This is a genomic window from Rhodococcus sp. P4_F3_2 (genome assembly GCF_056401335.1).
This window is the reverse complement of record NZ_JBFUJN010000050.1, coordinates 1-20,928: the sequence shown is the minus strand read 5'-3', so window position 1 is coordinate 20,928 and position 20,928 is coordinate 1. Positions and strand designations below refer to the sequence as shown.

19 protein-coding genes and 2 tRNA genes are annotated in these 20,928 nt (G+C 62.1%); 7 read left to right on the top strand and 14 right to left on the bottom strand.

Going from position 1 to position 20,928, the window contains the following annotated elements:
- Window positions 1–67: 67 nt before the first annotated feature.
- Window positions 68–140: transfer RNA gene (locus AC1DWA_RS30375), tRNA-Lys, on the bottom strand.
- A gap of 329 nt (window positions 141–469) precedes the next feature.
- Between AC1DWA_RS30375 and AC1DWA_RS30370 the strand changes: the two genes are divergently transcribed.
- Window positions 470–1,678 carry a L,D-transpeptidase gene (locus tag AC1DWA_RS30370; protein WP_019749139.1) on the top strand — a complete coding sequence of 403 codons (1,209 nt, stop codon included), beginning with the start codon at window positions 470–472 and terminating at the stop codon, window positions 1,676–1,678.
- A gap of 134 nt (window positions 1,679–1,812) precedes the next feature.
- Here AC1DWA_RS30370 and AC1DWA_RS30365 read toward each other — a convergent pair whose 3' ends face one another.
- Window positions 1,813–2,775 (bottom strand): oxidoreductase, encoded by a 963-nt coding sequence (locus AC1DWA_RS30365; RefSeq protein WP_477847558.1) that lies wholly within the window; start codon window positions 2,773–2,775, stop codon window positions 1,813–1,815.
- Between the two features lie 55 nt (window positions 2,776–2,830).
- On the opposite strand from AC1DWA_RS30365, the gene AC1DWA_RS30360 reads away from it, so the two are divergent.
- Complete coding sequence (locus tag AC1DWA_RS30360) at window positions 2,831–3,241, top strand: MerR family transcriptional regulator (RefSeq protein WP_019749137.1); 411 nt, start codon at window positions 2,831–2,833, stop codon at window positions 3,239–3,241.
- Window positions 3,242–3,462: 221 nt separating this feature from the next.
- Here AC1DWA_RS30360 and AC1DWA_RS30355 read toward each other — a convergent pair.
- Window positions 3,463–3,535, bottom strand: a tRNA-His gene (locus AC1DWA_RS30355).
- A gap of 84 nt (window positions 3,536–3,619) precedes the next feature.
- The gene (gene orn / locus AC1DWA_RS30350; protein WP_024487359.1) at window positions 3,620–4,219 is read right to left on the bottom strand and encodes an oligoribonuclease; all 600 of its coding nucleotides are present in this window, start codon (window positions 4,217–4,219) and stop codon (window positions 3,620–3,622) included.
- A 120-nt stretch (window positions 4,220–4,339) separates the two neighbouring features.
- Between orn and AC1DWA_RS30345 the strand changes: the two genes are divergently transcribed.
- Window positions 4,340–6,079, top strand: coding sequence for a helicase HerA-like domain-containing protein (locus tag AC1DWA_RS30345; RefSeq protein WP_279163987.1), 1,740 nt, complete (start codon window positions 4,340–4,342; stop codon window positions 6,077–6,079).
- A gap of 19 nt (window positions 6,080–6,098) precedes the next feature.
- On the opposite strand, the gene lysA is transcribed toward AC1DWA_RS30345, so the two are convergent.
- The 5 genes from lysA to AC1DWA_RS30320 form a co-directional block, all read right to left on the bottom strand.
- On the bottom strand, window positions 6,099–7,442 hold the full coding sequence (gene lysA, locus AC1DWA_RS30340) for a diaminopimelate decarboxylase (protein ID WP_020908262.1): 1,344 nt from the start codon (window positions 7,440–7,442) through the stop codon (window positions 6,099–6,101).
- A 135-nt stretch (window positions 7,443–7,577) separates the two neighbouring features.
- Entirely contained in the window at window positions 7,578–8,015 is a 438-nt protein-coding gene (locus tag AC1DWA_RS30335) for a hypothetical protein (protein ID WP_019749134.1), read from the bottom strand.
- Between the two features lie 172 nt (window positions 8,016–8,187).
- Complete coding sequence (gene cmrA, locus AC1DWA_RS30330) at window positions 8,188–8,991, bottom strand: mycolate reductase (RefSeq protein ID WP_019749133.1); 804 nt, start codon at window positions 8,989–8,991, stop codon at window positions 8,188–8,190.
- Window positions 8,992–9,010: 19 nt separating this feature from the next.
- Window positions 9,011–11,041, bottom strand: a complete 2,031-nt coding sequence (locus AC1DWA_RS30325) for an FAD-dependent oxidoreductase (protein ID WP_477847563.1) — start codon at window positions 11,039–11,041, stop codon at window positions 9,011–9,013.
- On the bottom strand, window positions 11,038–11,652 hold the full coding sequence (locus AC1DWA_RS30320; protein ID WP_019749131.1) for a PadR family transcriptional regulator: 615 nt from the start codon (window positions 11,650–11,652) through the stop codon (window positions 11,038–11,040). Before AC1DWA_RS30320 ends, AC1DWA_RS30325 begins: the two co-directional genes overlap by 4 nt.
- Before the next feature lie 128 nt (window positions 11,653–11,780).
- Here AC1DWA_RS30320 and AC1DWA_RS30315 point away from each other — a divergent pair, with 128 nt between their 5' ends.
- A complete protein-coding gene (locus AC1DWA_RS30315; protein ID WP_046378786.1) occupies window positions 11,781–13,142 on the top strand; it encodes an MFS transporter in 1,362 nt (453 codons plus the stop codon).
- On the opposite strand, the gene AC1DWA_RS30310 is transcribed toward AC1DWA_RS30315, so the two are convergent.
- From AC1DWA_RS30310 to AC1DWA_RS30300, 3 genes are all read right to left on the bottom strand, one after another.
- Window positions 13,132–13,953 carry an acyl-CoA thioesterase gene (locus tag AC1DWA_RS30310; RefSeq protein WP_021333443.1) on the bottom strand — a complete coding sequence of 274 codons (822 nt, stop codon included), beginning with the start codon at window positions 13,951–13,953 and terminating at the stop codon, window positions 13,132–13,134. The two genes, AC1DWA_RS30315 and AC1DWA_RS30310, sit on opposite strands and share 11 nt — an antisense overlap.
- 75 nt (window positions 13,954–14,028) lie before the next feature.
- A complete protein-coding gene (locus AC1DWA_RS30305; protein WP_019749128.1) occupies window positions 14,029–14,868 on the bottom strand; it encodes an alpha/beta fold hydrolase in 840 nt (279 codons plus the stop codon).
- Between the two features lie 35 nt (window positions 14,869–14,903).
- A complete protein-coding gene (locus AC1DWA_RS30300; RefSeq protein WP_003945327.1) occupies window positions 14,904–15,599 on the bottom strand; it encodes a TetR family transcriptional regulator in 696 nt (231 codons plus the stop codon).
- Window positions 15,600–15,767: 168 nt separating this feature from the next.
- Here AC1DWA_RS30300 and AC1DWA_RS30295 point away from each other — a divergent pair, with 168 nt between their 5' ends.
- From AC1DWA_RS30295 to AC1DWA_RS30285, 3 genes are read left to right on the top strand one after another with little or no spacing between them, the layout of a single operon-like run.
- The gene (locus tag AC1DWA_RS30295; protein WP_021344756.1) at window positions 15,768–16,901 is read left to right on the top strand and encodes a ferredoxin reductase; all 1,134 of its coding nucleotides are present in this window, start codon (window positions 15,768–15,770) and stop codon (window positions 16,899–16,901) included.
- Window positions 16,902–16,936: 35 nt separating this feature from the next.
- On the top strand, window positions 16,937–18,109 hold the full coding sequence (locus AC1DWA_RS30290) for a fatty acid desaturase family protein (protein ID WP_020908255.1): 1,173 nt from the start codon (window positions 16,937–16,939) through the stop codon (window positions 18,107–18,109).
- Between the two features lie 13 nt (window positions 18,110–18,122).
- The gene (locus AC1DWA_RS30285) at window positions 18,123–18,368 is read left to right on the top strand and encodes a hypothetical protein (protein ID WP_019749125.1); all 246 of its coding nucleotides are present in this window, start codon (window positions 18,123–18,125) and stop codon (window positions 18,366–18,368) included.
- 175 nt (window positions 18,369–18,543) lie between these two features.
- Here AC1DWA_RS30285 and AC1DWA_RS30280 read toward each other — a convergent pair whose 3' ends face one another.
- On the bottom strand, window positions 18,544–18,711 hold the full coding sequence (locus tag AC1DWA_RS30280; RefSeq protein WP_003945367.1) for a hypothetical protein: 168 nt from the start codon (window positions 18,709–18,711) through the stop codon (window positions 18,544–18,546).
- 594 nt (window positions 18,712–19,305) lie between these two features.
- On the bottom strand, window positions 19,306–20,565 hold the full coding sequence (locus AC1DWA_RS30275) for a PucR family transcriptional regulator (protein ID WP_477917422.1): 1,260 nt from the start codon (window positions 20,563–20,565) through the stop codon (window positions 19,306–19,308).
- Between the last annotated feature and the right edge of the window lie 363 nt (window positions 20,566–20,928).

Sequence of the window (20,928 nt, the reverse complement as noted above, 5' to 3'; positions counted from 1 at the left end):
CACGACCTGTCCACCAAGCCACAAAGAAAAATCCCCACCTTCCGAAGAAGGTGGGGACCTTTGCAAGTGCGCCCACAGGGACTCGAACCCCGGACCCAGTGATTAAGAGTCACTTGCTCTACCAACTGAGCTATAGGCGCTCGCTCTTGCGAGACAGAACATTAGCCGAATCGCCGGTTCGGGAGCAAATCGCCAGGTGGCGGCCTCGCTGCCGTAGTCCAATCGGAGGAAATCCGCTGAAAGCGGTAACAAAACGGACGGTTCGGAGCGATTGATACTTGAACGTTACTGACGGCGTGGCCCTTCATGACCGTTGGTAACGAGCGCGCCTGGCATCATTGGTGCAGCGCAGTCATACCGCAAGTCCCACTTGCCTTCCGGTAAGTGGGATTCGCATGTGATGCGGAAGTTAGTCGGAGAAATTGTGAAGCGGAGTCGAACGATGAGTCGTCAAAGGTGGGGTCTGTCCGTGCGCGGGGGGAACGGTCGAGTGTCGAAGAGTGCGGCGATGATCGCGGTGTCGCTCGGTGCGCTCGTTCTGGTCACCGCGTGCACGTCGGGTGGCAAGGACGTCAGCACCGAGGGATCGGCGCCGATCGATTCCAATCCGCTCACCGAACTCATCAAGCCGAAGCTCACCTCGACCGCCGCCGACGGCGCTGTCGGCTTCTCGCCGGGCGACCCGGTCAAGATCAACGTCGCTGACGGCGCCCTGTCCGACGTGACGATGGTCAATCAGGACGGCAAGGCAGTTGCCGGCGCGATTGCTGCCGACGGTGCGTCGTGGACGACCACCGAACCGCTCGGCTACAACCGCAAGTACAAAATCGAGGCCCGCGCATTCGGATTGGGCGGCGCCAGTACGACGGTCACGTCCTTCACCACCAGCGCACCCGGCAACGTCACCAAGCCGTATGTCTTGCCGAACGAGGGCGACGTGGTCGGCATCGGTCAGCCCATCGCGGTGCAGTTCGACGAGAACATCCCCGATCGCAAGGCTGCCGAAGCCGCGATCACCGTCACCACGACTCCGACCGTCGAAGGTGCGTTCTACTGGGTCAACAATCGTGAGGTCCGTTGGCGTCCGGAGAACTACTGGGCACCCGGCACCAAGGTCGACGTGAGCGTCAACGTGTACGGGCGCAATCTCGGCAAGGGAGTCTTCGGGCAGGAAGACGCGAAGAGTTCCTTCACCATCGGTGATGCCGTCATCGCCACGGCGGACGACAACACCAAGCAGGTCACTTTCCAGGTCAACGGTGAGACCGTCATGACCATGCCCACCTCCATGGGCAAGGACAGCACTCCCACCGACAACGGCGTCTACATCATCGGCGACCGCTTCGCGAACATGATCATGGACTCGTCCACGTACGGCGTCCCGGTCACCTCGGCGCAGGGTTACAAGACCCCCGTCGACTGGGCGACCCGAATGTCCTACAGCGGTATCTTCTTCCACTCGGCGCCGTGGTCGGTCGGGCAGCAGGGCTACTCCAACACCAGTCACGGCTGCCTCAACCTGAGCCCGTCCAACGCCAAGTGGGTCTACGACAACACCAAGCGTGGGGACATCGTCGTCGTCAAGAACACCGTCGGCGGAACGCTCTCAGGCACCGACGGCCTCGGTGACTGGAACATTCCCTGGAGCGTCTGGAAGACCGGCAACGCGGACGTCTGAGTGCGTCCCTGAAGCACTGAACGTCAGAATGCCCCCGACCGTCCGGTTGGGGGCATTTCTGCATCAGTATTCCTTTTGTGAGCGAAAGTGCCTCTCGGTCTATCTGAGGCGACGGGAGGTACGTTCGCTCGGCGTCAGCGTCGACCGAAGGCGTCCACTCCGGTCATTTCAGCGGACAGTGCCCACAATCTGCGTGCGTCGTCGCGATCGGTAGCCCAAGGCTTCACGCCGCCGACGCTCATGTCATCAGTCTGCGCGACGTCCGCGATGTTGCAGTCCTGGAGGTACGCGCCGGAGTGATCGGCGAGTATCGGTGCCGTCGCTGCCCACACCGTAGTAGCGGCGCCCTGGGAGGGAGTCTTGAATCCCGGCACGGCGTCGCCATTCGACGTCGTCCATCCGAGATCGTGTTTCTCCGATGCAGAAAAGTGACGTTGAAGGGGAGTGAGGATGCTCCCGGGATGGACGGAGAACGCAGTGATGCCGCGTGAAGCACCGGCGCTCGCCAGCTGTACAGCGAATAGAGCATTTGCAGTCTTGGCTTGACCGTACGCAAGCCAGCGGTCGTAACCGTTGCGGAAATGTATGTCATCCCAACGCACTCCCGACAGAAAATGTCCCGCCGACGAGACAGCGACTACGCGAGAACCGTTTGCGGGCATGGCTGGCACCAGCAGGTTCACCAGTACAAAGTGCCCGAGGTGATTGATCGCGAATTGTGATTCCCAGCCGGAGCCGACACGGAGTTCCGGGCAGGCCATGACCCCCGCATTGCAGATGATGATGTCCGGAGTGATCCGGGATTCGAGAATTTCTCGCGCACACGATCTGACACTGCTCGGGTCCGACAGGTCGCACGCTCGCACTTCGATACCCGGAAGGTCGGCCACCTCGCTCCGTGCCTGTTCTGGTCGGCGGGCAAGAACTACAACTCGCGCGCCGACCGAAGAAAGTGACCGCGAAATTTCGTATCCGAGTCCGGAGTACCCGCCAGTGACCAAAGCAGTTGTGCCGGTTAAATCTTGTCCGGCAAGTACGTCGTCGGCAGTGGAGATTCGGGAGAATCCGGTGTTGATTTTGCGCTGAATGGAATTCATGGCCGCGACCGTAAAATCTGGAGTGCACTCCAGGTCAAGGAAAGGTAGACGGGCAATGCGTGAACTATCAATCGGTGACGTAGCTGTCGAGACCGGAATCAGCATCGATTCCCTTCGATACTTCGAACGTGAGGAATTGCTCGTTCACGAGGTTGCGCGCTCGGCAGGTGGGCGTCGGGTCTACGCCGAAAACGATGTCGCTTGGTTGAAGCTGTGCAATCGATTCCGAGACTCGGGTATGCCGATCGCAACGATCCGCGAATTCGCCGCACTCGTCAGGTCAGGGCCGGGAAACGAGAAGGAACGGCTTTCACTTCTACAAAAGCATGAGGTGTTGATTCGATCCAGGATCTCTGCGCTGCAGGACAACCTGACCGTCATCCACGACAAGGTTTCGGCATACGAGCGACACGTTCGCGAGGGGACCGTCGCAGGTGTCTGGGAGCCGCAACCGTCGCCCGAGTGATCGACGGCTGGGCCATTTGCGGCGATTTTCAGCTACCCCGATGTGAGCGAAAGTGGCTTTCGGTCTATCTGAGGCGACGAGAGGTACGTTCGCTCGGCCCGGGCACGGGTTGCTCGGGAGCGGGCGATTTGTCGCGGTCGCCACCCCACCCACTTCGGGCTGGCGCACAAACCAAAAGAACCCCCGAAAATGTCTTTCGACATCTTCGGGGGTTCCGCTTGGGTGAGCGACGGGACTCGAACCCGCGACAGCCAGGATCACAACCTGGTGCTCTACCAACTGAACTACGCCCACCATTGCCTCGGCCACCGGTTTGACCCGGCTGCTTTGACGAAAGAGATACTAGCGCGAAAGTCGGTCAGGAAGCCAATCGGCAGGTCAGGCGGGACCCAAGCCCTCTACGACGGCTGCGATCTCCGCGCTCGACGGTCCGGGCGCCGCGACGAATGCGGTGCCGCGGTAGTACTTGAGTTCGCGGATGGATTCCTTGATGTCGGCGAGTGCCCGGTGGGCGAGACCTTTTTCGGGCTGGCCGAAGTAGATTCTCGGGTACCAGCGGCGGGAGAGTTCCTTGATGGAGCTGACATCGATCATCCGGTAGTGCAGGTATGTGTCCAGCGCCGTCATGTCACGCGAGATGAATCCGCGGTCGGTGGCGATGGAATTACCTGCCAGGGGAGCCGTACCGGCGACGGGAACGTGCTTGCGGATGTACGCGAGCACCTCTTTCTCCGCCTCGGCGAGGGTGACCGTCGACTTACGAACCTCTTCGGTCAGTCCCGACTTCGCGTGCATCTTCTTCACGACGTCGGGCATTGCAGCCAATGCGTCGTCGTCGGCGTGGATGACGATGTCCACACCTTCGCCCAAGATGTTCAAGTCGCTGTCGGTCACCAGAGCCGCAATCTCGATGAGTTTGTCCGACTCGAGTCGCAGCCCGGTCATTTCACAATCGATCCATACCAATTTGTCCTGCACCAGGAACACAGTAGTGCGCGCGGGCGCGGGATAAGGTCTGCGGTGGAAACTCGACGTGTGTAAGACGGCGTTCGGGTGATGACAAGAACTTCGCCGCATTGCAACGAGGAGGGCTTTTCGATGACCGTGGATCCGAAGGACGGAGCCGCGCCGCTGACGCCGGCGGAGAAGGCGAAAGCTGCCAAGGCTGCCGCTGCCGAAGCCGCTCGGATTGCAGCTGAAGCCGCTGCTGCAGCTGAGGAAGCCGAGAAGGAAGCGGCTGCCGCTGAGGCCGAAGCATCGGCCGGAGCCATCCCCGCTGCTCAGGCGTCGTCGGGTGCTGCAGCTGAAATCGCGGCGGGCTATTCATCCGAGGGGCGGGCACTCGAGCTCGGCTCGGTGGTGATCGACGGAGTGGCAGATCCCACCGCGCGGGTGCGGATTCCGTTGGCGACGATCAACCGTCACGGTCTGATTGCCGGTGCGACGGGTACCGGCAAGACCAAGACGTTGCAGGGCATCGCCGAGCAGCTGTCCGCCGCGGGTGTGCCGGTAGTGATGGCCGACGTCAAGGGCGACCTCTCGGGTCTGTCGAAGGCGGGGGATCCGAGCGAGAAGATGAAGGCTCGCGCAGTCGAGACGGGCGACGATTCGTGGACTCCCGCTGGGATGCCAGTCGAGTTCTTGTCGTTGGGAACGGACGGAATCGGTATCCCGGTGCGCGCGACCATCACCAGTTTCGGGCCGATCCTGCTCAGCAAAGTGTTGGGCCTCAACGAGACCCAGGAATCGACTCTCGGACTGATCTTCCACTGGGCCGACACTCAGGGCCTGGCCCTGCTGGACCTCAAGGATCTGCGTTCGGTCATCGCCCACCTGACGAGCGCTGAGGGCAAAGCGGATCTGAAGGGTATCGGCGGAGTTTCCTCCGCGACGGCGGGAGTGATTCTGCGCGCGTTGGTCAACCTCGAAGCCGACGGCGGTGACACCTTCTTCGGCGAACCGGAACTCGAAACCGAGGACCTGCTGCGTGTCGTCGGCGGTGCCGGTGTGATCACGCTGTTCGAACTCGGTGCCCAGGCCGCGCGTCCGGCAATGTTCTCCACCTTCCTGATGTGGGTGCTCGCGGACCTGTTCCAGACGCTGCCCGAAGAGGGAGATCTGGACAAGCCGAAGCTGGTGTTCATCTTCGACGAGGCGCACCTTCTGTTCGCGGACGCGTCGAAGGCCTTCCTACAGCAGGTCGAACAGACGGTAAAGCTGATTCGCTCCAAGGGCGTCGGCGTGTTCTTCTGCACGCAACTTCCGACCGACATTCCCAATTCGGTGCTGTCACAGTTGGGCGCGCGCGTCCAGCACGCCCTACGCGCATTCACGCCCGACGATCAGAAGGCGCTCAACAAGACCGTTCGTACCTACCCGAAGACCGAGCACTACGACCTGGAAAAGGCACTGACTTCACTCGGCATCGGTGAAGCCATCGTGACCGTGCTCTCGGAAAAGGGTGCGCCGACGCCGGTGGCCTGGACCAAGATTCGTCCTCCGAGGTCGCTGATGGACACCATCGGCAACGACGCGATCAAGGCGGCAGCGTCGTCGAGTCCGCTGAATCAGAAGTACGGCCAGACCATCGACCGCGAGTCGGCGTACGAGAAGCTGACGGCGAAGGTGGCCGGTGCTCCGACGGCGGATCAGTCCCTGGATCTTCCGTCGCTGCCCGATCTGCCGCCACCGCCGCCGGCCGAACCTGAGGGCCCCAACATCGCCGAGCAGATCTTGGGTAACTCGGCCGTGAAGAGCTTCCTGCGTTCTGCGGCTTCGGCTGCAGGGCGGGAGATTTCGCGAAACATCTTCGGTACCGGTAGCCGTCGCAAGCGCTGAGGCTTAGGCGCCCGCGAGGTCAGATGCCGACCTCGCGGGCCAATAGGTCGTTGATCGATTCACGCCTGATCAACGGCCGCGCAATCCCGCCCAGCACAGCGACGACCGGCGGCCGGCCGACGCTGTTGTAGGTGGAGGCCATGCTGTGGTGGTATGCGCCCGTACACGGCACTGCCAACAGGTCACCTTCATGTAGGTCGGCGGGAAGCCTTGCTCCGACGGCGATTTCGTCGCCCGATTCGCAGTGCCGCCCGGCGACGGTGACCTCCTGGAGCGGTGCGCTCGAATGCCGGTTCACCAATTCGACGTCGTAGTGGCTGTCGTACAACGACACCCGAGGGTTGTCGCTCATCCCACCGTCGACGGAAACGAAGGTTCGACCGCCGCTGATCGACTTGATGTTCTGTACGCGATAGAGCGTGACTCCGGCGCGCGCGGCGATCGCTCGGCCAGGCTCGAGCACGATTTCGGGGCGAGGGAAGCGGTTTCGGGTGCACGCGTCGTCGAGAGTTTCGTCGATGACGTGAGCGAGGCGGGTCAGATCCAGTTGGGCGTCTCCCGGCATGTATGCGATCCCATGGCCACCGCCGAGATCGAGTTCGGTGAGGATGATTCGATGCGTGCGTCGTATGTCGTCCATCTGTGCGATCATCGTCTCGATCGCGGGGCGGAAGAGTTCGGGATCGGTGATCTGGGAGCCGAGATGGCAATGCAGGCCGATGAGTTGCAGGTGCGCCGCGTTGGCGACGACGGATACCGTACGTTCCAGTTCTTCGGAAAACGCTGGTAGGCCGAACTTTTGGTCCAAGATGCCTGTGGACACTGCCTTGTGTCCGTGTATGTCGATGCCGGGTGTGACTCTGATCAACACCTTCTGTCGGTGGGTACACACCGACGCGAGCCGTACCGCTTCGCTGGGGGAGTCGAGGACGATCCGGCCCACACCCGCGTTGACCGCCGCCCTCAGTTCGGAAACCGATTTGGCATTGCCGTGCAGGATGATTCGGTGGGGGTCCACGCCCGCGGCGAGCGCGACGGCGAGTTCACCGGCGGAACAGACATCCACCCCGAGTCCCTCGTCGGAGACCCAGGTAGCCATCGCTCGAATCATCAGTGCCTTGCCGGCGTACACGATCTCCGAGTCGGGGAAGATCTCTCGATACGTGCGGCAGCGGTGCCGCACGTCCGCCTCGTCGACGACGTACGTCGGTGTGCCGTACTGGTCCGCGATCTCTTCGAGGGAGACGTCGCCGATGCAGACACGCCCGCTGTGGTCGTGGCGAGTACTGATGGGCCACAACGCAGGATCCATACGCGGTGTCATTGCGCCGCGTAGGGAGGGGAAGATTTCGAGTAGCGTCACGTCGATCTCCTGAAGGTGACCCGCCGTGTTGCGGGCTACCTTCAGATCTACTCCCGAAGATCACCGGTGGGGCGGATCTTGACGCTTACTTGACGCGCCGCCGAACGAGGTTGACGCGGCCCTGACGGGCTTGACTCACTGTGCTCGCCGGCGCTTCCATCCGAACCAACCGAGCACCGCGAGCAATGCCACCGCGGCGCCTCCGCCGATGACCGTCGATCTGTCGGCGGACACGCCAACGGACGGAGTTCCGCCGGCACTCGGGGCGTAACCGGCGCCGTACACGGACTCGACCGCCGCTTGGATGTCGAACCCGGTTTCGGTAGCCGGCCCGCAGCTGTGCCCCTCGTGCTCGGCGTCGACGTCGTACGGCGCAGAAACGAACATCAGCTGCTCGGTGCCGAGCACGTAGCTTGTGCCACAACCGTTCCCGTTCGCGAGTGTCCCCACCGACGTCACCGATGCCAGATCGCCTTTGTAGACCCGGCTGACGTCGAACAGGTAGGTGTCCTCGAACCCGTCCGAAGTTTTCTCCGTCGGAGTCCCGAGGAAAACGGTGCTGGAGACGCTCACGGCTTCTTCCGGGGTAGCCGATGATGYGCACGAACATGCATTCGCTGCCGTGGGCAGCAGTAAGGGCAACCCTCCGGTCAAAAGAAGGATTGCCCCGACTGCCAGTGTTCTTCGCATCGCCATTAACCGACTATATGGTCTGCTATGGCCTGCTCTGGGAAGTTTGCGTGAATCAGCCGCCGAGCTTCTTGTAGAACGTGCCCACGATGGGCGCAACGACGGCACGCGGGCTGTAACCGCCCGCGACGGACATCGCCTTGCTCAAGATGCCCGGTACGACGCGCATCTTGTTCTCGGCCAGGCCGTCGAGCGAGACCTTGGCGGTGTACTCGCTCGAGATCCAGAAGAAGTCCGGGACGAGCTTGTCGACGATCGACGCTTCGGCCGGGTCCGGGGTTTCGGTGCGTACTGGGCCTGGGGCGAGCAGGGTGACGTTCACTCCGGTGCCCTTGAGTTCACCTCGCAACGATTCCGCGAAGGTGTTCACGAACGCCTTCGTGGCGGCGTATGTCGCGTTGTTGGGGATCGGCATGTTTCCGGCCGCGGACCCGACCATCAGGATGGCTCCGGATTTGCGTGCGAGCATGCCGGGCAGCACGGCCAGCGTGAGATCGTGCACTGCAACGGCGTTGAGTTCGACCTGGTCGCGCTCGTATGCCGGGTCCAGCTCGGCGATCGGCCCGAAGGTGGCGATACCGGCGTTGTTGCACAGGATGCTGATGTCGCGGCCACCGAGTTCCTCGACCAGAACGGCACGCGCCGCGCTGTCGGAGAGGTCCGATGCACGGACCTCCACCTCGACGCCGTGCGCGGCGCGAAGCTTCTCGGCGAGGACCTCCATGACCTCGCCACGACGGGCAACGAGGATCAGGGAATGTCCGCGTGATGCCAGATCAGCGGCCAGTGCCTCTCCGATGCCGGAGGAGGCGCCGGTCACTACGGCGCGGGCTGTGGTTGTGGGTGTCGGCAGGCTCACGATCAGTCAGCGTAGCCGGTCAGATCTTCGCGGCCAGTCGTGTGCCCTGTTCGATGGCACGCTTGGCGTCGAGTTCTCCTGCCACGTCGGCGCCGCCGATGATGTGGGTCACCACGCCCGCGACGGTCAGTTCGTCCACGAGATCGCGAACCGACTCCTGCCCGGCGCAGATGACGATGGTGTCGACCTCGAGAAGTCGGGGCTTCTCGTGCTTCTCACCGAAGGTGATGTGCAGGCCGGCGTCGTCGATGCGCTCGTAGTTGACGCCCGAGAGCTCGTGGACGCCCTTGTTCTTGAGGGCCGCCCGATGGACCCAGCCGGTGGTCTTCGCGAGGCCGGCGCCGATGCGTCCTGGCTTGCGTTGGAGGAGGTAGACCTCCCGCTCGGAGAGCTCCGGTACCGGAGTGGTGAGAGCGCCCGGGGCCATTTCGGGTTCGGTGACGCCCCATTCCTGCTTCCACTCCTTGAGATGAAGAGTGGGGGAAGTGGGGTGCGTGAGGAATTCGCTCACGTCGACGCCGATGCCGCCGGCGCCGATGACGGCGACGGACTTGCCGACGGGCTTGCCCTCTCGGACGACCTCGGCGTAGGTCAGCACCTTCGAGTTCTCGATGCCGGGGATCTTGGGAACGCGCGGCGTCACGCCGGTGGCAACCACCACTTCGTCGAAGGATCCGATGAGATCTGCCGGTGTGACGCGGGTTTCGAGCTTGACCGTCACTCCGGCCACGTCCAGCATGCGGGTGTAGTAGCGAATGGTTTCGGCGAACTCTTCCTTACCCGGAATGAGCTGTGCGATCCCGAACTGTCCGCCGATCTTGTCCGAAGCCTCGAACAACGTGACCGAATGACCACGCTGAGCAAGATTGAGTGCTGCGGAAAGTCCGGCAGGACCGGCACCGACGACGGCGAGGTTCTTGGTCCGCCGAGTGGGGGAGAGGATCAGTGTGGTTTCGCGGCCCGCGCGCGGGTTGAGCAGGCAGGAGACCTGCTTGTGAATGAAGGCGTGGTCGAGGCAGGCCTGGTTGCAGGCAATGCACGTGTTGATCTCGTCGGACGCTCCTCTCTCGGCCTTGTTTACCCAGTCAGGATCGGCGAGCATCGGCCTGGCCATCGAAATCAATTGTGCGTCACCGCGGTTGAGGATCTCTTCGGCGGTCTCGGGCATGTTGATCCGATTCGAGGCGGCTACCGGAATGTCGACGTGCTTCTCGAGCTTGCCTGTTATGTCGACGAAGGCTGCTCGGGGAACCGAGGTGACGATGGTGGGCACCCGTGACTCGTGCCACCCGATGTCGGTGTTGATGATCGTGGCGCCGGCGGCTTCGACTTCCTTTGCCAGTGAGACGATTTCATCCCAGGTCTGACCGCCCTCGACCAGGTCTGCCATCGACAGCCGGAACACGATGATGAAGTTCGGGCCGACAGCCTTGCGTGTGCGTCGCACGATTTCGACTGCCATGCGTCGACGGTTCTCGGAACTGCCGCCCCACTGGTCGGTGCGCTTGTTCGTGCGCTCGCAGAGGAACTGGTTGATGAAGTAGCCCTCACCGCCCATGATTTCGACGCCGTCGTAACCCGCGGACTTGGCCAGGCGCGCGCAGCGAACGTAGTTGCGGATCTGCCAACGCACCCCACGGCCGGTCAGCTTGCGCGGACGGAACGGGTTGATGGGCGCCTTGATCGACGACGCGGAGACACTGAAAGGCTGGTAGCTGTAGCGGCCGGCGTGCAGGATCTGCATGGCGATCTTTCCGCCCGCGTCGTGAACCGCCTTGGTGATCCGGCGGTGACGGCGCGCTTCGATGCGGTTGGTCAGCTTGGCACCGAAGGGCAAGAGCCAACCGGTGCGGTTGGGCGCGTAGCCGCCGGTGATGATCAAGCCGACACCGCCACGAGCACGTTCGGCGAAGTACTCGGCCAAGCGGTCGGTGTCCTTCGCGCGATCTTCGAGGCCGGTGTGGATCGATCCCATGACGACGCGGTTCTTCAGCGTCGTGAATCCGAGGTCGAGCGGTTCGAGCAGGCGGGGGAACTGTGTATCCGTCATGACTGAAGATGTCCTTCCGTGGCGTACTCGCCGGTGTCTTCGATGGCGTACTCGCCAGTGTCTTCGATGGCGTACTCGCCAGTGGGCAATGCGTCCAGAACTTCCTGGCACCAGTCGGTGAATCCTTCTTCGACGCGGATACCGCCGCGAAGTACCAGGTACTGGTGCAGTGAAGAGCCGGAAAGTGCTGCTGGATTGGGGAAGTCACGCTTTTCGATGAGCCGGTAGACGTCGAGGCGGGCGGCGTGGCCGTCGCGGTGGCGAGCGACTTCGCGTCGTAGAGCGGGGAGATCGGCGTGCGCTGCGGCCCTGATCTTGATGGCCAACTCGTTGCGCAGGTGGTTCGGTTCGGACGGCTCGGCGATCCATCGGGTCAGTTCGGCGCGACCCGCGTCGCTGACGCGGTACATCTTCTTGTCCGGGCGGCCGTCCTGCGCGATGGCCTCCACCTCCACCCAGCCTGCCTCGTCCATTCGCTTGAGGACTCGGTAGATCTGCTGGTGCGTCGCGCTGTGGAAGAAGCCGATCGACTTGTCGAACCGGCGTGTGAGGTCGTATCCCGACGCATCCTGTTCGGACAGGGAGACGAGCAACGCATGTTCGAGTGCCATGGAAAAAGTATCTATGCACTCAGGTGCGTATGCAACTAAGTGCGTACTAACTTTGTTGCATAGAACGTCTTGTATGTCGACTTCGGAGAGAGGCGCCGAGTCGCCCGCGCGCAGTTAGGCTTCGCCGTATGAGCGCCGAGTCCACGAGCATGCAGGCCGAGCCACCCGCAGGCATCGGTGGTGCGGCCACGAAGAGTCAAGTGTTCGCGTGGGGGCTGTGGGATTGGGGATCGGCAGCATTCAACGCCGTGATCCTCACGTTCGTCTTCTCGGTCTATCTCACCGACGCGGTCGGCGACGACCTGCCCGGCACGATTTCGGCAACTACGTGGCTCAGTTGGGCTCTCGGAATCGCCGGCTTCTTCATCGCGATACTCGCCCCGATCACCGGACAGCGTTTCGATGCGTCGGGTAAACGCAAACTCTCACTCGCGATACTCACCGGCATCACCGTGCTCTCGATGGCGGGTCTCTATTTCGTCGAGGACAACTACCGCTACCTGTGGCTCGGATTGGTTCTGCTCGCAATCGGTTCGGTGATTTTCGAACTGGCCGGCGTGCCGTACAACGCCATGATGCGGCAGGTGTCGACACCGGAGAATCTGGGACGAGTCTCCGGCTTCGGCTGGGCCATGGGATATTTCGGCGGAATCGTGCTGCTGTTGCTGTGTTACTTCGGGTTCATCGTCGGCGACGGCGACACTCGGGGATTCCTGGGATTGACCACCGACGGCGGCATGAACATCCGGATGGTGGCACTGCTGGCTGCAGTGTGGTTCGCGGTCTTCGCGATTCCGGTGTTCTTCAAGGTTCCCGAGTTGCCCAGCCCCGCGGTCGATCCGGGAGCGTCCAAGGCCGGGTTCCTCGACTCCTATCGGGTGTTGTGGCGCGATCTGCGCGAACTCTGGAACGTCGACAGGCGCACGATCTGGTACCTGATCGCGAGCGCACTCTTTCGTGACGGTCTGGCGGGTGTGTTCACCTTCGGAGCCGTGTTGGCTGTCAACGTCTACGGAATCAGTGCGGCCGACGTCCTGCTGTTCGGTGTTGCCGCCAACGTGATTTCCGCAATCGGTGCATTGGTGGCCGGACGCTTCGACGATCGGATCGGACCCAAACAGGTCATCACCGTCTCGCTGGCGTCGATGATCGTGGTCGGCGCGATATTGATCGCGGTGTCCGGGCCGGTGATGTTCTGGATCTTCGGTCTCGCGCTCTGCCTGTTCGTCGGGCCCGCTCAGTCTTCGGCACGAACCTTCTTGGCACGCATCACCCCGCCTGGGCGTGAAGGTCAGATGTTCGGCCTGTATGCGACCACAGGCCGAGCAGTGTCGTTCTTGGCGCCGACACTGTTCGGCCTGTTCGCTTGGCTCTTCGGTGCAGACCGTGCCGGCATCATCGGGCTGCTGGTGGTTCTCGGCGTCGGCCTTGCCGCATTGTCGATGGTGAAGGCGCCGGAAGGGGACAGTGCGATCCCCGTCAATCCTTGAAGTAGACCAACTGGTGTGTCGTAGCGAGCAATGCGCCGTCACTGCCCCAAATTTCGGCCGACTGATCGAAGTATCCGTTTCCGAACCGTTGGGTCCGCGCCGTTCCCAGGACGGAATTGTCTGCCTGTTCGGTCAGCGTCTGAGCGTCGGCGTGGAAGTAGATGGTCATCGAGACCGTTCCGGCCGGAGCCATCTTGCCTCGGCGCAAGAAGACTCGTGGGAAGAAGACATCGCACAGTGCGGTCAGCGACGTGAAGTCGAGAGCGCGTGCCGGTTGATCGCGCACCCAGAGCGTCGTGGTCGAGTCGGGGTGCTCGCCCGACTCCAGATCGGGGATCGCACCTTCGACAAAGCGCATCTCGTAGTTCTGTGCCCAGGCGATGAACTCGGGGAACGGCAGCAGCGCAACGTTTTCGGCCGACGGAACTTCCGGCATCGTGATCTCGGTAGACGACCAGGTTTCACGCCTGGTACCGAACACTGCCGTCGCGGTAGTGGCGACGGTTCCGTCCTGAGACAGTTCGATGGACCAGTGCTGCGTCGAGCGGTTGGTACGCACCGGCCGGGCGGAGATCTCGAAGGCGCCCTCGGTGATCGGACCGGCAAAGTTGACGGTCAACGACAGCGGATCGCCGAGGCGTTCGGGGTGCTTCAGTACAGATTCGAGCAATGTGGCAGCGGTGACGCCGCCGAACGGCCCGACCATGTTGTTGTACGCCGGATTGGTTTCGCCGGTCGACAAGCCGGCCGTGAGTGGCGTCAATCCGACAGCGGTGTCGAACGGATGGGGTGGTGCAACGGTCTCGGTCATCGCAGAACTCCTGGTGGTGGAATCAATTCGGCTCTATGTATGACAACATACATAGAGCCGAATTTGTCGCGACGATCAGGATCCTGCACGTGCGAGGATTGCCTCGGCCAACTCTTCGGCTCGCTCTTCCGGAATCCAGTGACTTCCGCCGTCGAGCACGACGAACTCGTAGGGAGCGTCCACGAATTCACCACAGCGTTCTGCGCCTGCGCGGCCGAGCGCTGTGTCGCCGGTGCTCCAGACATACGTGGTCGGCACGGTGGTGCGATCGATGTCGCCGAAGTCGCGAGTCATCGCGCGGTACCAGTTCAAGGCGCCGGTGAGCGCGCCCTCCCCGCTCAGGACACGAATGTGCTCGTCGGCGAATTCAGGATCGATCTGGCCGTCGAACATGGCGCGCAGCCGGCGGAAGTTGTCCTCCGACAACACTTCCTCGGCTTTGCCCTCCCGTCGGAGAAGTCCGATGTACGACGAGCGTTGCTTCTGGTCCTCGTCCTCGCGGAGTGCCCAACCGAAGGCAGTGGGGTGGGGGACCGAGATGGCTGTCAGGCTGCGGATCCGGTTCGGATGGCGACCGGCGACCTGCCAGGCGACCGCCGAACCCCAGTCGTGGCCGACCAGATGCGCGTCGGACAGGCCGAGTGCGTCGAGCAATCCGACGACGTCGGCTACCAGGTGCTCGATCTTGTAGGCATCCACCCCTTCGGGGCGCGCGCCGGCGGAGTATCCGCGCTGATTCGGTGCGATCACACGGTATCCCGCCGCGGTGAGCAGTGGTGTGACCTTGCCCCAGGATGCGGCGCTCTCCGGGAAGCCGTGCAGCGCTACCAGCGGAATGCCGTCGTCCGGGCCCGAGATCAGTACGTCGAAGGTGAGGTCGCCAACGGGGATTTCGTATGTACTCGTGGAAGACATGACTCTCACCGTACGTCGAAAAGGTGAACCCGAGGTCAGTTTCGAGGTGGATTCCAGGTGGCCATTCCGAGCATGATGACTCGCAGTTGCTTCTCGGCTCGTGTGATGACGGCGGCTTCGTCGCGATACCCGGCCGTCCCGGCGTCCAGCAGTTCGACGACAGCGCTGAACATCGTCGAGACGATCAGGTCGGCAGCCATTTCCAGATCGTCCGACGACCAGCTTTCCAGTCCGGCAATTCTGGAGAGGTCGATGGTCAGTTCGCTGACGAACAACCGCATTTCAGTGGCTATCGCACGTCGTACCTCACTGACGCCGCTGTAGCGTTCGCGGCAGAGGAACCGAAACTGTCGCTCGTGTGTATGCACTTGTCGCACAAGGATGCCCAGTGACGTAGCGGCGTCCTTGGTGCTGGGATTACGCCTTGCGTCGCGCAGCATCTGGCGCAACATGCGCATGCTCTCTTCGACGAGGACGACACCGACGTCCTCCAGTGAAGCGAAGTGGCGGTAGAACGCAGTCGGAACGATCCCGGCTTCCCTGGCTACCTCTCGCAAGCTGATTCCGGCGAAGCCCCGATCGGCCGAGAGGTCCATGGCAGTGTCCAGGAGCGCTTGGCGTGTGCGTTCCTTCTTTGCGGCACGACTTTCCGGCTCCCTGTTGTCGGGTTCCCTGCGCTCTGGGTTCACCGGTCCGGCCTTCGTCACGACGTCGAGTGTAGGTACAGGCATTCCGGCTCCTTTCGGCAACTCGTGTAACTCGGATCACATTCTTGTTGACATGTACTTGTATGCACCTGTCACACTATCTTCGGTGAACATTTGTACACTGAATTCACGCAGTCGGGGGAAGCTAGCCCAGCAATCGGTACACCCGGCAATCGAAGTACGAGGAGGGTCATGACAATCGCATCTGCTCCTGAGAACACGACACCGAAGTCCACACCTCGGCGCGGACTGTCCTTGGTGGGACTGATCGAAGCCATGGCTGCTCCACATCAGATCGATCGGTACCTCGAGTTGGTCAACCCGATGGCGACCGTTCGTGACATCCGCGCGCAGGTTGTCGCCGTCGACCATCCGACCGCTGACTCCGTCACTCTGACGCTGCGCCCGACTCGCCAGTGGCGCGGTTTTCAGGCGGGCCAGTTCGTGCAGTTGGGCGTGGTGATCGACGGTGTTCGTCACACTCGCTGCTACTCGCCGGCCGGCGGCGCGTCTACGCGCAACGGGCTGATCGAGCTCACCGTGAAAGCGCATCCCGGTGGCCTGGTGTCGCAGTATCTGTACGCCAACGCGGCACCTGGACTCGTTGTCAGCCTCTCGCAGGCAGACGGTGTGTTCTCCCTTCCCGTCGACCGCCCGCGTCGGGTGTTGTTGATCAGTGGCGGCAGTGGAATCACCCCGGTCATGTCGATGCTTCGGACGCTGGTGGAGGAGGAGCACTCGGGCGAGATCGTGTTCGTGCATTACGCGAACACCGATGCCGACGTGGCATACACGCGCGCGCTGAAGACCATCGCCGAGCAGAACCCGAACGTGAAACTGGTACTCGTGTACACCGAAAGCGGTGGAGGTGACCTCGAAGGTTTCTTCGATCGCGGGCACCTCGACGCCGTGGCTCCGTGGATCGCCGATCCGGACACGATCGACGCCCAGGCTTATCTCTGCGGGCCTCCCGGTCTGATGCGGGGAGTGCGTGAGGTGTTCCGTGAGGTCGACGTCGAGCACTTGCTCAATACCGAGGAGTTCGCGCCGGCGGTGGCCGAGCCGGGTGAGGCCGGCGGCGAGGTGTCATTCACCAAAAGTGGGGTGGCGGCCGAGAACTCCGGCGAAACACTTCTCGAACAAGCAGAAGCTGCGGGCCTCAATCCCGAATACGGATGCCGGATGGGAATCTGCTTCTCCTGCACCTCCGTCAAGAAGGCGGGTCGTACCCGAAACGTGCGCACCGGTGAGACAGACGACGAGCCGGACAAGAAGATCCAGCTGTGCGTCAGCGCTCCCGTCGGCGACGTCACCGTCGACATCTGAAGTCCCATTTTCCACACGACTGTCTGGAGACCGACATGTTTGGACTTTCACTTCCCACCCTTCCGTTCCTCGGCAACGGTTCCGATGCGAAGGACGACGCTCCCGTCGTCCTGACGTACGAGCAGGTCGAGGAGATCGGCCGCGAGTTGGACGCATTGCGTGATCGCACCGTCGCTTCGCTTGGGGCCGAAGACCGGGAGTACATCTACAAGATCATCAAGGCTCAGCGCGGGTTCGAGGTCGCAGGTCGCGGCTTGATGTACCTCGGATTCCTACCGCCGGTGTGGCTCGCGGCAGTCGGTGCGCTGAGTGTGTCGAAGATTCTCGACAACATGGAGATCGGCCACAACGTCATGCACGGTCAATATGACTGGATGCGGGAACCCGGGCTCAATTCCGAAGTCTTCGAATGGGATACGGTGTGCCCGGCCGACCAGTGGCGCCACTCGCACAACTACATGCATCACACGTACACCAATATTCTCGGCAAAGACCGTGACATCGGATACGGCATCCTGCGTATCGACGACGCGCAGAAGTGGAACCCCTATTACCTCGGTAATCCGGTCTGGGCCTTTGCCTTGATGATGCTCTTCGAGTGGGGTGTGATGATGCACGATCTCGAGATCGAGAACGTCATCCAGGGCAAACGCAAGTGGCACGACGTCAAGCCGCTTCTGAAGGGCTGGTGGAACAAGGCGGGCAAGCAGGTCCTCAAGGACTACGTCATCTTCCCGGTTCTGACGGGGCCGCTGTTCGTGACCACTCTCGCGGGGAACGTCACCGCCAACCTGGTCCGAAACGTGTGGACGTACTCGATCATCTTCTGTGGCCATTTCCCCACCGGCGTACAGAGCTTCACCGAGGACGAGACGGCCGACGAGACTCGTGGTCAGTGGTACGTGCGTCAGATGCTCGGCAGCGCCAACATCGAGGGAAGCCCGCTCTTCCACATCATGTCCGGCAACCTCTCGCACCAGATCGAGCACCACCTGTTCCCGGACCTGCCTGCGCATCGTTATCCGGAACTCGCTCCCCAGGTGAAAGAATTGTGTGGGAAGTACGGTTTGCCGTACAACACCGGTGGGTTCTTCAAGCAGATCGGTTCGGTATGGGGCAAGATCTTCAAGCTCGCTCTTCCGCCCGGTTTGGTCAAGTCGAAGACCCCTCCCGGTGTTATCGTCGAGCGCCAGCGAACTGCAGCCTGAGAGGCACACACTGATGGTCGGGAAATTCGAACGCCGCAAGGACACGGTCCAGGAACTGACCGAAAGTGCAGCCAACCACGTGGGCTCCATCGCGATGATCATCGCCGGGGCTGTTCGAGACGTGACGCGCGAGATCGGTGACTGGGTGTCCGACGGAATCGAGATGCGTGAAGCAGCGAAAAAGGCTGCGGCTGACGATCGTTCGGAGTCCGTGACCATCGAGCACGACGAGACCGATCCACCGGAAGATTGGCGTTGATTCCAACTCTTCGATCGCCGAGACAGTAAGGCCGACGGCCGGATCGCCCAACCGCGAGCCGTTTCGCCTGAACGACCACGTTGCCCTCCGTCACAGATGACGGAGGGCAACGTGGGTTTCGTGGACTGTTTCGGCGGCCGAAGACGCGGATCGAACACCGATCACAAGTGAGGCCCTAAGCAGCGCTTCCGAGGCTCGCCGAGTCGAAGCTGCCGAGCCCGGTGCTGCCGAGACCGCTGCTACCGACCCCGCCCAATGCGAGCGCATTGCTGCTACCCGCGCTCAGTAGCTGGACGATGATGTTGATGACGATGGGGTCGCCGGTGAGCGGAATTGTAGGCACAGGGGGACCTGCTTTCTGTTTCGAGATGTGGTGAGCAAGGTGAGCGGCGACGGGATCGTCGACGTGGTCAGGCGGGCTGTTTCAGCCACTTCCGGTGCTGCCGAGCGACACGATAGAGCCGTTGCCGAAGCCGAGTGCTCGGGAGAGTGAGCCGAAGTCGATGACCAGGCTGCCCAGGGTGTGCTGGTTTATCACGGTGGTTCCTGTCTGTGCCGCGACTTTGTGATGCGAGCGGGTAAGTCGATCAGGGAGCAGGCGTCGTGGGAGTTTCGCCGCCGCCGCCGCCAATCGGAGAGTTGTTGGTGTAGAGGAAACTGCTGCCGGCGTTGAACATCTGTAGGGCCCGAGATTCGTCCTAGGAGACGCCGCCGCCATCCGTCGAGCCCGTGCCGGTGCTGCCCGCGTTGAAGAGCTGCAGGATGGTGTCGAAGAAGGCACCGAGGAGAGCGTTATCCTGGCCGTTGATCATGTGTTTCCCCTTAATTGTTACTGGTTTGCGCGGTGATTCGCACCACACTTTTATAGCCCGGTTCGAAGCGGAAAAGTGGGGTCCAGGCGCCACACGTGGACAGCTAATAGCGAGGATGTGAGTGTTCACATTTTCGCTGGACGATTGTCCACATCAGTGCTTGCGAAAGTCAGAGAGATCATGGCAGCGCGCAGTTTGAGCAGTTCAGAGGGCAGGGCCGGATCCAATCCGGTCAGGGTTGCGATGCGCTTGATTCGATTGTCGACGGTGTTGGTGTGCAGGCCGAGCGCCGACGCGGTGCGCTGACGATGCTGGCCGTTGGCGAGGTGTATGGACAATGTCTGCAGCAGTTCCGGATTGCCGWCGAGTGGCCTTAGAAGATTGATCAAGCTGTCGCGGCCTGCGCCACCCCGAGTGAGTTGATACTCGAGCGCGAGGTCTTCCATTCGGTACGACCGCGCCGGCAGTCGCAGGCGCCGCACGAGTTGCGCCAATTCGTGAGTGGTTGCTTGGGCGGCGGCGATATCTCGTACCGCGGCGTTCTCGGCGATTGCTGTGATCTCCACCCCGACCGTTGCGCGTGCACGTTGGATGACCTCGCACACTGTTCCCCAGTCGGGTGTGCCCTCGATCAGGACCAGACCACGTTGCGGTGCAGGAGCTTCGAGCAGCGCCGACCCGAAGTGGGCCGCGATTTTCGATTGAGCGACGGAGAGGTCACGGTAGGCCTGTATGCGCTGGTGGTTGCCGTTGCGTGCTCCCGGGCGGATGGGCGGCAGGTTCACCAGGAGCCGCAGGACGAGATAGCGGGGTGCGAGTTCAACGCCCATCTGCAACGCAAGCTGGGTGGGATCGTCGCCGTCCAGCATGGCTTTCACGAGAGCGCCGGCGGAGTATTCCCCGAGTTGGGAGCCAGCTGGAAGAGCCGAGAGATAGCTGATCGAGATGAACGAGTGAAGCCGCTGCGCGAGTGCGAACAAGAACTCGTTGAGATCCCCGAGATTGGCGGAGTCCTCGGCGTCGGCCCGGCTGAGGATGAGGGTGCGGAAAGTGCTGATGCCCTCGTTGGTCAAGTTGAGGATCGCGCTGAGTGGCACGCCTTTCAATGCTTGTTGGACGGTCATCGTGTGAATGCCGTCCAACTCTTGGTCGGTGGGAAGTTTGCGGTGATCCAGCAGCTGGATCCCCACTTGGAGCCCCTGCACGATCACCGCAATCAGTTCCCGACGAACTGCCTCCGTTTGGAGGGAAGTCAACGTCGGGTTGGCACGGGACAGGTGATCTACGAGATCGCTTGCCAGTGGGATGACGTCGTTGACCGCTGTGGAGGCGGGCTTGCCTCCCAACATGAGCGGTCCCGGGTTGTTCAGCAGCGCTGGGGACATGGGTGGCCTCCTCTAGACAGGTGCGTCGCCTGGCACAGGCACCCGGAGGCTCGGCGCGTTACGAAGCGGGGTACACGCTGAGGCCTTGTTCGGGGGCATACTCGCCGCTGAAATTTGCGGATCGAATTGCGCCAGGCGTTGTGATTTCTACCACATGAACGATCGTCCAACTGTGAAATGGACAAATGTGAAGATAAGTCCATATGCCCCACGCGCTGCGGACCTAAACAATCGTCCACTTACCGGTGTTTTTCGACGTCAGAGGGGAAAACGGATTCGGAGGACACCACGAGTTCCGTCTGGGATCATTGCCGGCGCCCACGGTGCTCGTCGCGGGCGATTTGCTCAGATCAAGCTCGAGGG